We start from the raw sequence: 9198 nt of genomic DNA on the forward strand, positions 1-9198 counted from the left end.
CGGGCCGGGGCCGTGCGCGTGGTCAGGCGGCCTCGGCCGCGTCCGCCCGCCTGGCGGCGAACGCGGCGAGCCACCGCCAGCGACGTGCGCGGCGGACTCGCTCCGCCGCGCGTTGATGTCGCCATTCGGATTCTCGTCGACCGCGTATCTGGGCTCTGGCCAGGGATTCGTGGAGCAGTATCCCGACACTCGCCTGGTCGCCGCCCACGGGCCTCACCGAGGGCACGAGCTGGTCCTCGTTCCAGGTGTTCGGGTTCATGCCGCTTTCTCCTTCGCGCTGTTCAGTGCGGTGCTGGTCGTCTCGGACTTGCGGGGGCGGCCCCTCGGCCGCTTCCTGGCGATGATGTCGCCGCGTTCGAAGATCTCCCCGCCCCAGACGCCCCACGGCTCACGCCGGGCGATCGCGCCGGCCAGGCAGGCCGCGCGCACCGGACAGCCGCCGCAGAACTGCTTGGCGCGCTGGAGGTCGGCCGGGCTCTCGGCGAACCAGAGGTCCGGGTCCTCGGTCTGGCAGGGCAGGTTGGCCTCCTCGGGAACGGTGGTGAACAGCTCGCCGATACCGAGCGGGGGCTCACCGGACGGCAGGGGAACCGACGTGGGCCGGCCGGTCAGCGAGTGGGCAGGTGAACCATCCGACAGTGGGACGGTCACGGTGGACATGCGTTCTCCTCTTGTCGTCGGCCACGTCGGGGCCGGTTGGTGTGGCGGAAAAAACACGAAGGCCGCGGATCCGTCGACACGGGTCCGCGGCCTCGGTAAGCCTGAGAGTCCTGACCTAGGTCAGGCGCACTCCTGTGCGGATGTCGACAGGATTGAGGGAAGACGGCGCGATCGCGCTGACGAGGGACGGGTGATCGGTGACGTCGTAGCGGAAACCGAGGCGTGCTCGTGTCGAGGCGGGAAGAACCCTGCGGGCTGCCAAGGGAAAGCGCCCCACTGCCCAGGAGGTCGGGCAGCCGGGCTCACCATTGCTCATCAGCAACGTCGTCACGGGGCCACCACCTCTCCACTACGCAGCGCCACTGGATCACCAGTGGCTCCAGGTCTTCCGACCCGGGCATGTGCAGGTTATTGGGCGGCCCATCGGCCGCGCAACTGATTTTCCGACTTCATTCGGACGAGTGAGGATCTAGCCGTTGAGCTGCGTTTTTTCCCGGAGCACGGCCAACAGGCCCGCGCCGTAGCGGTCGAGCTTGGTGGCCCCGATACCGGGAATCGCGACCAGACCGGCGCGGTCCACCGGGCGCTGTTCGGCCACGGCGAGCAACGTGGCGTCACTGAGGATGACGAACGCCGGCACCCGCAGCGTCGTCGCGCGCTCCGCCCGCCACCGGCGAAGCCGTTCGAGCAGGTCCTGGTCGACGTCGGAGGGGCAGTCGGCGCACCGGGCCAGCGTCACGGCGGACGCTCCGACGAGGACTCGGCCGCACACGCGGCACGTGGGCCGCGCGGGGGCGCGCCCCGCGTTCTCCTCCTCCCGGCGGCGGGTCCGGCTCGCCAGGGAGACCGGGTGTCCGTCGGGTATCACGCCGTGCAGGAACCTGCTCCGCCTCCGGTAGCGGCGTCCGCCCTCCGCCTTGGCCAAGGACCAGGACAGCCAGAGCTGTTCCCGCGCCCGCGTCACGCCGACGTACAACAGCCGCCGTTCCTCCTCGATCGCGGCGTCGTCACCCTCCGCGTGCTGGATGGGCAGCGTCCCGTCCACCAGGCCGACCAGGAAGACCGCGTCCCACTCCAGCCCCTTCGCGGCGTGCAGCGAGGCCAGGGTGACGCCCTGGACCGTGGGGGGGAACTGGGCCTCGGCCCGCATGTCGAGATCAGCGTGGAACCGGCGCAGCCCCGCCTCCGGCACGGCCCTGGCCAGGTCGACGGCCAGGTCGGCGAGGGCGCGCAGGGATTCCCACCGTTCCCGGGCGGCCTGGCCGGGCGGGGCCTCGGCGGTGAGCCCGAGCGGGGCCAGCACCGCCCGGACCCGCGCCGGCAGGTCGGCCTCCCCTTGGCCCCGCTCGGGGCCCTCCTCACCGGCGGCGGTGCGCAGGGCGACCATCGCCTGCCGCACCTCCTGCCGGGCGAAGAACCGCTCCCCGCCACGCACCTGGTAGGCGATCCCCGCCTCGGACAGCGCCTGCTCGTACACCTCGGACTGGGCGTTGATCCGGTACAGCACGGCGATCTCGCTCGGCTCGGTCCCCGCCTCGACGAGCTCCCGGATCCGTCGCGCGACCGCCCTCGCCTCGGCCGGCTCGTCGTCGTACTCCCCGAAGGCGGGTTCGGGACCGTCCTGGCGCTGCCCCACCAGCCGGAGCCGGCTGCCGGCCGGCCGCTCCTTCGCCCGGTCGATCAGCCCGTTGGCCAGCGCGACGACCTGCGGGGTCGAGCGGTAGTCCCGTTCGAGCCGCACCACGGTCGCGCCCTGGTAGCGGCGGGAGAACCCGAGCAGCCACCTCGGCGAGGCTCCGGCGAACGAGTAGATGGTCTGGTTGGCGTCGCCGACCACCGTGAGGTCGTCCCGGTCGCCGAGCCAGGCGTCCAGCACCCGCTGTTGCAGCGGGGTCACGTCCTGGTACTCGTCGACGACGAAGCACCGGTACCGGTCCCGGAACTCGCCGGCGACCTCCTGGTGCTCCTCCAGCGCGGCGGCCGTGTGCAGCAGCAGGTCGTCGAAGTCGAGCAGCCGCGCCTCGTTCTTCAACCGCTCGTAGCCGTCGTAGACGCGGGCGGTGAGCTCCGCCGCCACCGGCGGGGTGCGGCGGGCGGCCGCACGGGGGTAGTCGCCGGGTGTGACCAGCGTTCCCTTGGCCCACTCGATCTCGGCGATGAGGTCCCGCAGCGTCTCCCGCTCGGTGTCCACACCCAGCCGGTGGGCGGCCTGGGCGACGAGGCTGGGTTTGCGCTCCAGCAGGTGCCAGGGCGCCTCGCCCACCACCCTCGGCCAGAAGTACCGCAGCTGGCGGAGGGCGGCGGCGTGGAAGGTGCGGGCCTGGACCCCGCCCACGCCGAGATCCCGCAGCCGCGTGCGGAGCTCGGCGGCGGCGCGCGCGGTGAAGGTGACCGCCAGCACCTGTCCCGGCGCGACGTGACCCTGGTGGACGAGCGCCGCGATCCGCCGGGTGATGGTCCTGGTCTTGCCAGTACCCGCGCCGGCGAGAACGCAGACGGGGCCGCGGGGCGCGAGCACCGCGGCCCGCTGCTCGGGGTCGAGGCCGTCCAGGAGTCGCCGCTCACCCACCATGACGGGCATCCTCTCAACCGCGCGGCGGCCCGCGTCGGCAGGTGGCGGCCGGCGCGCGGTGCCTCCCCGGCGCCCTCGACCCGGTGCCGCCGGCCGTACCCCCTGGCGGCCTCAGCCGGCGGAGGCCCAGGCCTCCAACATGCCCCGGGCGATGGAGGACGCCCCGGGCAGGATCAGGCCCGGGACACCGCCGCCGGCGCGCAGCGCGGCACGCACCCGGTCCCGGGGAACCCAGTGCGCCTGTTCGATCTCCCCGTCGGCCGGCCGCAGCGGCGCCGAGGGCTCGGCGAGCGCCGTGAACCCCACCATCAACGACCGGGGGAACGGCCAGGGCTGGCTGCCGAGGTAGCGCACCTCGCTGACCTGGACGCCCACCTCCTCCGCGACCTCGCGGACGACGCAGTGCTCCAGGGACTCCCCGGTCTCCACGAACCCCGCGAGGATCGAGTACCGGTCCGGCGGCCAGGTGGGCTGGCGGGCGAGGACCACGTTCCCGGCACCGTCGTGCACCAGGCAGATGACCGCCGGGTCGGTGCGCGGGTACTCCTCCCGGCCGCACCCCGTGCAGTGCCGGGTCCAGCCCGCGTGGGAGACGACCGAGGGGGCTCCGCAGTTCGCGCAGAACGCGGCGCGCCGGTGCCAGGACAGCAGTCCGACCGCCGTGGTGAGCAGGCCGGCCCCGGTGTCGTCGAGCAGCGCTCCGGTGAACCTGAGGTCCAGCCATTCCCGCTCGGACTCCGGGACCCGTTCGGCCCAGGTCTCGGCGTCCCCCTCCGAGACCGGCACCGCCCAGTACCCCGTGTCGCCGTCCGCGCCCAGCAGCACGGCCCCCTCGGGTGGTTCGGCGCCGGTCGCCGGTCGGTCGACCAGCCGTCGACGGTGCGGAGCGCCGTCCTGCCTGGTGACGAGGGCCCGACCGAGCGGGTCGACCGCCAGCACCCGGCCGTTCTCCCAGAGCGCCCGCACGAGGCCGGGGTCACCGCGGACGAGTTCCCTGCGGTCCACCGTGGAGCGGGACAGGGCCGGCGACTCCGCCAGCTGGAAGTCGACGTCATCACGGGGGCGCGCTGACGAGTGTTGTGACGACCTCACGGCAGGACGACATCTCCCAGTGCTCGCAACGGTTCACCGAGGACGGCGGCGTCTCCGACGACGACTCCGGTGAAGTTCGTCGGAGCCAGGTACCGGCGCGCCGCCTCGGACACCTGTTCCACGGTGACCGCGCGCAGGCGCTCGGGGTGTTCGCGGAGCCAGTCCAGGGACACCCCGGCCGTCGCCAGGTTCTGGAGGTTGGCGGCGAGGCCGCTCTGGGAGGCCGTCGAGATCAGCAGCAGGCCGATCAGGTAGTCCCGCGCCGCCGTCACCTCCGCCTCGGCGATCGGCGCGACGGCCATCCTGGACAGCTCGTACCGGATCTCCAGCAGGGCCGCCGCGGTCACGCCGCTCGCGGTGTCGGCCTCGCAGAGGATGCCGGCGGTGTCCCCGGTGAACTCGAAGGTGGAGTGCGCGCTGTAGGTGTACCCCTTGTCCTCCCTGATGTTCTCGACGAGGCGGGACGAGAAGTAGCCGCCGAACACGAGGTTCGCCAGTTGCAGCGCGGGGTAGTCCGGGTGGTGCCGGGGGATCGCCTGCCCCGACAACCTGATCTGCGACTGCACGGCGCCCGGGCGGTCGACGAGCAGGACGTCACCGCCCTCGATGCGGGGCACCTCCGGCAGGCCGCCGGTCGCCGGTCCCGGTCGCCACCCGGCGAGGCGCTCACCCACCTGGTCGGCCACCGCGTCGAGGTCGAGGTCACCCACCATCACGAGGACCCCGCCGGAGGGGCGCACCAGCTGGTCGTGCAGCGCGCGCACCTGGTCGGCGTCGACCGCCCGCACCGCCTCCGTCGAGGGCAGTTCCCTGGCCAGCGGGTGGTCGCCGAAGCGGCGGCGTTGCAGCGCCTCCCTGGCGATGGTCCCGGGCTGGCTGCGCGCGACCCCGATGCGTTCGACCAGCCGGTCGCGTTCCCTGTCGACCTCGTGGTCCCGGTAGGCGGCACCGGTCACCGCGTCCGCGAACACGTCGAGGAACTCGTCGAGACCACTGGCGAGGGCGTTGCCCGCGATGCTGAGCCGTTCGGGGTCGACCCCGGCGCCGAGGTCCGCGCCCACCATCGCGAGATCGGTGTCCATCGCCACCCGGTCGCGGCGCGTGGTCCCGGTGAGCAGCGTGGCGGCCAGCAGTTCCGCACGCGCGGCGTGTTCCCGTTCGGTGCCGGCGAAGGGCAGGCGCAGTCGCAGCTCCACCATGGGAACGGTGGGCTGTCGGACGGCGACGAGCCGGAGCCCGTTCGGCAACATGGTGTCGATGCGCGGCGGCTGCTCGGCGAACCGGGCCGTCCCCAGCCCGGGCAACGGCCGGGGGCCGCGGTCGGTGCTCCCGATCTCCTCCGCGGTGCGCCGCCGCGGGCTCTCGACGTTCTGGCCGGTCACTGTCCACCTCCGTCGGTGTCGTCGTTGGCGGCGGAGCCGGGGCGCACGGTGAGCACCGCTCGGGATTCCGGCCGCAGGGCCTTGGCCGCCGCCGCGACGTCCGACGGGCCGACCGCGCCCAACCGCTCGGGGAGTTCGGCGGCGAGCTCGGCACGTCCGAACAGCAGCTCGAAAGCGCCCAGTTGCAGGGTTCGGGACATGAGCCGGTCGTGCTCCCGGTGCAGGGACGCCGCCCACCTGGCGACGACCCTGGTGACCTCGTCCTCGCCGGGCCCCTCGACGGCGAGCCGCTCCAGTTCCTCGTCGATCGCGGCGAGGAGGATCTCCTGGTCGACTCCTTGGGGGTGGACCACGGTGATCAGGAAGGTGTCCGGGTCGCGCGCGTCGAGCGGCGTGAACAGCCCGCACCGGCAGCCGACCTCGATCGCCAGCGGTTCGGCGTGCACCAACCGCTGGGTGAGCCGGGACGAGTCGCCGTCGGCGAGCACCCCGGACAGCACCAGGTGGGCCAGGTAGGCGTCGAGGTCGGCGTGCGGGTCCGGCAGGCGGTACCCGGCGGCGAACGCCGGCAGCGGCGCGTGCGGGTCCTCGTGCTCGCCGCGCCGCTCCTCGGTGGGCGCGGGTTCGGCGAACGAGGGCCGCACCGGGGTCGGGCGGGCCGGTACGTCGCCGAAGTGGCGCTCGACGAGTTCCCGCGCGTGGTCCACGTCGAGGTCGCCGGCGATGGTCAGCACCGCGTTGCTCGGTGCGTAGTAGGTGTCGAAGAAGGCGGCGCAGTCCTCCACCGTGGCCTGCTCCAGGTCCGTGAAGTCCCCGTAGCCGTTGTGCGCGTTGGCGAAGGTCCGGTACAGCACCGGTGGGAGGGTGATCCAGGGGAACCCGCCGTAGGGGCGGTTGAGGACGTTGAGGCGGATCTCCTCCTTGACCACGTCCACCTGGTTGCGCAGGTTCTCCTCGGTGATCCTCGGGGCCCGCATCCGGTCGGCCTCGAGGAACAACGCCCGCTCCAGCCCCGCCGAGGGCAGCAGGATGTGGTAGTCGGTGTAGTCGGGGTGGGTGGAGCCGTTGAAGGTGCCACCGGAACTCTGGATGTGCCGGAAGTGCGCGAGCTTCTCCAGACTCTCGCTGCCCTGGAACATCAGGTGCTCGAACAGGTGCGCGAAGCCCGTTCTCCCCTCCGGTTCGGAGCGGAAACCGACGTCGTAGTGGACGCTGACGCCGACGACGGGAGCCGCCCTGTCGGGTGCCAGGACCACACGCAGCCCGTTGGGCAGGGTGAACCGGTGCAGCAGGTGGTCGACCATGCCCGCAGCCTACGGCTCGGGGCTGGGCCGCCCACAATCGCTACGGCGTGTTGCCGACCCGTCGCGGCGCACCACGGCCACCGGTCGCCTCACCCCAGCGACCTGAGGTGCCCGGACTCGGCGAGCACCCCGTCCAGCTCGGCGAGGAAACTCGGGAAGTGGATCGCGAAGCGGTCGAGTTCCGGGGTCACGTGGCGGTCCTGCCCCAGGTCCTCCCCGTACCAGTACAGGCCGGGCGAGCCGTCCGCGTCGACGTCCACAGAGGCGAACTCGGTGAGCCACCGGTCGGTCTCGCCGAGCACCACGGCGTAGGGCAACGAACGGGAGAACACCACCTCGCGGTCCTCGGGCGGGACGCTGCTGACCGGGACGGTGTCCAGGTACTCCCGCAGCCCCCGCACCTGCGCCACCAGCTCGCGGCCGCGTCGGGTTCGGGAGGGGATCCACCGGGAGAGCGCCGTGACCACGATGCCGGCGGCGAGCACCCCCAACCCGACCAGCGCGAGGTCCGTGGTGAACACCAGGACCGCCGTGGCCGCCACCCCGGCCGTGGAGAGCGCGGCCCCGGCCCACCACCACCGGTTGCGCGCGTGGTCCGGCCGCACCGAGAACCAGTGCTGGCGGACGACGTCGTCGTACAGTTCGTCCCGCACCCGGGCCAGGTCGATCCGCCGACCGCCGCGCCGCCACTCGCTGAGCCGCACCTCCCGCAGGGGTGGGCGGTCGCCGTCACCGCCGAGCAGCGCCTGGTAGACGGCGAGCTCGTAGGGGTGCAGCGCCTCGTCCGGTTCGTTGCGGCGCACGATCCGCCAGTCGAGGACGCCGTCGTCGACGTGCAGCTCCTCGATCCACAGGTAGTTCCGGACGGCGAGGTCCACCACGGTCGCGGTGACGTCCACGACGTCGACGTGCTCGTCGACGACGGTGCCCACCTGCCCGGGCAGCACCCCGTCGGGGCTGGCGAAGCCGACACCACCGCCCTCCTCGGCCACCAGCACCTCGACCGGGTCGCTCTCCCGCGCGAGCGCCAGGACGTCCCGGCGGCGGGCGTGGAACAGCCACCCCACCGCCGCGAGGATGAGGGCGAGGACCACGCCGAGGCCGACGGCGCTGCCCAGGTGCAGGGAGAACGCCCTACCGAGGTCGAGGTTCTCCTCGAACAGCGCGGTGGCCGGGGTCGTCCCGGGCTCGAGCCCGACGGTCAGGTCGATGCGGTCTCCGGGCTCCACCCCGATCTCCCGTGCGCTGGCCGGCTGCCCGACGTCCAGTTGGGACACCGTGCAGTTCGTGCTGGTGCCGGGCGGTCCGGCCAGGCAGGTGATGGTGCGGGGCTGCGTGGGGGAGACGAAGGAGACCGTGACCGAGTCGACCGGGACGTCCCACCCGCCGAGCCGCCAGTAGGCCTCCTGCCCGGCCCCCGCGTCCGCGACCGCGCCGTCCACCGTGTACCGCACGACGGACTCGCCTGGTCCGGCCGAGTAGCCGAACTCGTCGTCCTCCCGCACGAGGGTGGCCGGCCCCTCGGCCACCGGGTCGCGCACCTCGAAGACCCGGTCCACCCCCTCGCCCGCGGACAGCCGGAGCGGCACCGTCCTCGACGCGGACATCCCGTCCGGGACGAGGACGTGCTCGACGACCGCCAGGGAGCCGTCCCGCTCCAGCCGGAGATCGACCTGGGCGCTCACCGTGCCCGGCAGCCCGGGCGGTGGTTGGGCGGGCTGCGGCGCGCCGAGGCCGGCGGTACCGGCCAACAACAGGGCGGACGCGGTGAGCCCCCAGTTAGTCAACACGGCAGCGGAGGATAGCGGAGCCGACCTATGCTCTGGGCCGGTTCACCGGAGCGCTCCTCGCGCGACCGCGTCCCACCGACGCGTGGACGCCCGTCCCGGAGCCGTGGTGGATCGGCACAGGCCGGCGGTGGCCAGCCGCCGGTCACCGCGAGCGCGTACAGGGGGAACCAGTCATATGTCGCAGCCGAACCCGCCCGACGGGTCCTGGCCGCCGCCTCGTCCCGTCGCGCCCCCACCGGCGGCGCGTCCCTTGGGCCGTCCGGGGATCGGCCGGGGTTCCCGCGCCACCCAGCGGGGCGCGGGCCCCTCGCGGCCCGACCAGCGGGCCCAGGGCGGGACGAGGCCACCGGCGGGCGAGGGGGCGATGCCGGTTCCCGGCCCGGCGGGGCCCGCGCGAC

Annotated in this window: 8 protein-coding genes and 1 pseudogene; all 9 read right to left on the reverse strand. The window is 73.5% G+C overall.

The features are described 5' to 3' along the window. Positions 1–22: 22 nt before the first annotated feature. Positions 23–259, reverse strand: coding sequence for a hypothetical protein (locus tag ACTIDRAF_RS33935; RefSeq protein ID WP_157163115.1), 237 nt, complete (start codon positions 257–259; stop codon positions 23–25). Then, complete coding sequence (locus tag ACTIDRAF_RS0217940) at positions 256–660, reverse strand: WhiB family transcriptional regulator (protein ID WP_016700107.1); 405 nt, start codon at positions 658–660, stop codon at positions 256–258. The genes ACTIDRAF_RS33935 and ACTIDRAF_RS0217940 overlap by 4 nt, the downstream gene beginning before the upstream one ends. Positions 661–775: 115 nt before the next feature. Continuing rightward, positions 776–991 (reverse strand): hypothetical protein, encoded by a 216-nt coding sequence (locus ACTIDRAF_RS33940; RefSeq protein ID WP_157163116.1) that lies wholly within the window; start codon positions 989–991, stop codon positions 776–778. A gap of 138 nt (positions 992–1129) precedes the next feature. Next, entirely contained in the window at positions 1130–3232 is a 2103-nt protein-coding gene (locus ACTIDRAF_RS0217945; protein ID WP_016700108.1) for an ATP-dependent DNA helicase UvrD2, read from the reverse strand. 111 nt (positions 3233–3343) lie between these two features. Beyond that, the gene (nudC, locus tag ACTIDRAF_RS0217950; protein ID WP_157163117.1) at positions 3344–4324 is read right to left on the reverse strand and encodes an NAD(+) diphosphatase; all 981 of its coding nucleotides are present in this window, start codon (positions 4322–4324) and stop codon (positions 3344–3346) included. Then, positions 4321–5706: a M16 family metallopeptidase gene (locus ACTIDRAF_RS0217955; RefSeq protein ID WP_016700110.1), complete on the reverse strand. Its 1386-nt coding sequence runs from the start codon at positions 5704–5706 to the stop codon at positions 4321–4323. The genes nudC and ACTIDRAF_RS0217955 overlap by 4 nt, the downstream gene beginning before the upstream one ends. Then, positions 5703–7010 (reverse strand): M16 family metallopeptidase, encoded by a 1308-nt coding sequence (locus ACTIDRAF_RS0217960; RefSeq protein ID WP_016700111.1) that lies wholly within the window; start codon positions 7008–7010, stop codon positions 5703–5705. Before ACTIDRAF_RS0217960 ends, ACTIDRAF_RS0217955 begins: the two co-directional genes overlap by 4 nt. An 89-nt stretch (positions 7011–7099) precedes the next feature. Then, entirely contained in the window at positions 7100–8800 is a 1701-nt protein-coding gene (locus ACTIDRAF_RS0217965) for a DUF2207 family protein (protein ID WP_016700112.1), read from the reverse strand. A 171-nt stretch (positions 8801–8971) separates the two neighbouring features. Further along, positions 8972–9198 (reverse strand): annotated as a pseudogene (locus ACTIDRAF_RS34540) (hypothetical protein); the annotation flags it as partial.

The organism is Actinoalloteichus spitiensis RMV-1378, from assembly GCF_000239155.1.
Classification (GTDB): domain Bacteria; phylum Actinomycetota; class Actinomycetes; order Mycobacteriales; family Pseudonocardiaceae; genus Actinoalloteichus_B; species Actinoalloteichus_B spitiensis.

Coding starts and splice junctions, on each gene's coding strand:
- ACTIDRAF_RS33935 (WP_157163115.1), bottom strand. CDS start 259: ATGAACCCGAACACCTGGAACGAGGACCAGCTCGTGCCCTCGGTGAGG.
- ACTIDRAF_RS0217960 (WP_016700111.1), bottom strand. CDS start 7,010: ATGGTCGACCACCTGCTGCACCGGTTCACCCTGCCCAACGGGCTGCGT.
- ACTIDRAF_RS0217940 (WP_016700107.1), bottom strand. CDS start 660: ATGTCCACCGTGACCGTCCCACTGTCGGATGGTTCACCTGCCCACTCG.
- ACTIDRAF_RS0217945 (WP_016700108.1), bottom strand. CDS start 3,232: ATGGTGGGTGAGCGGCGACTCCTGGACGGCCTCGACCCCGAGCAGCGG.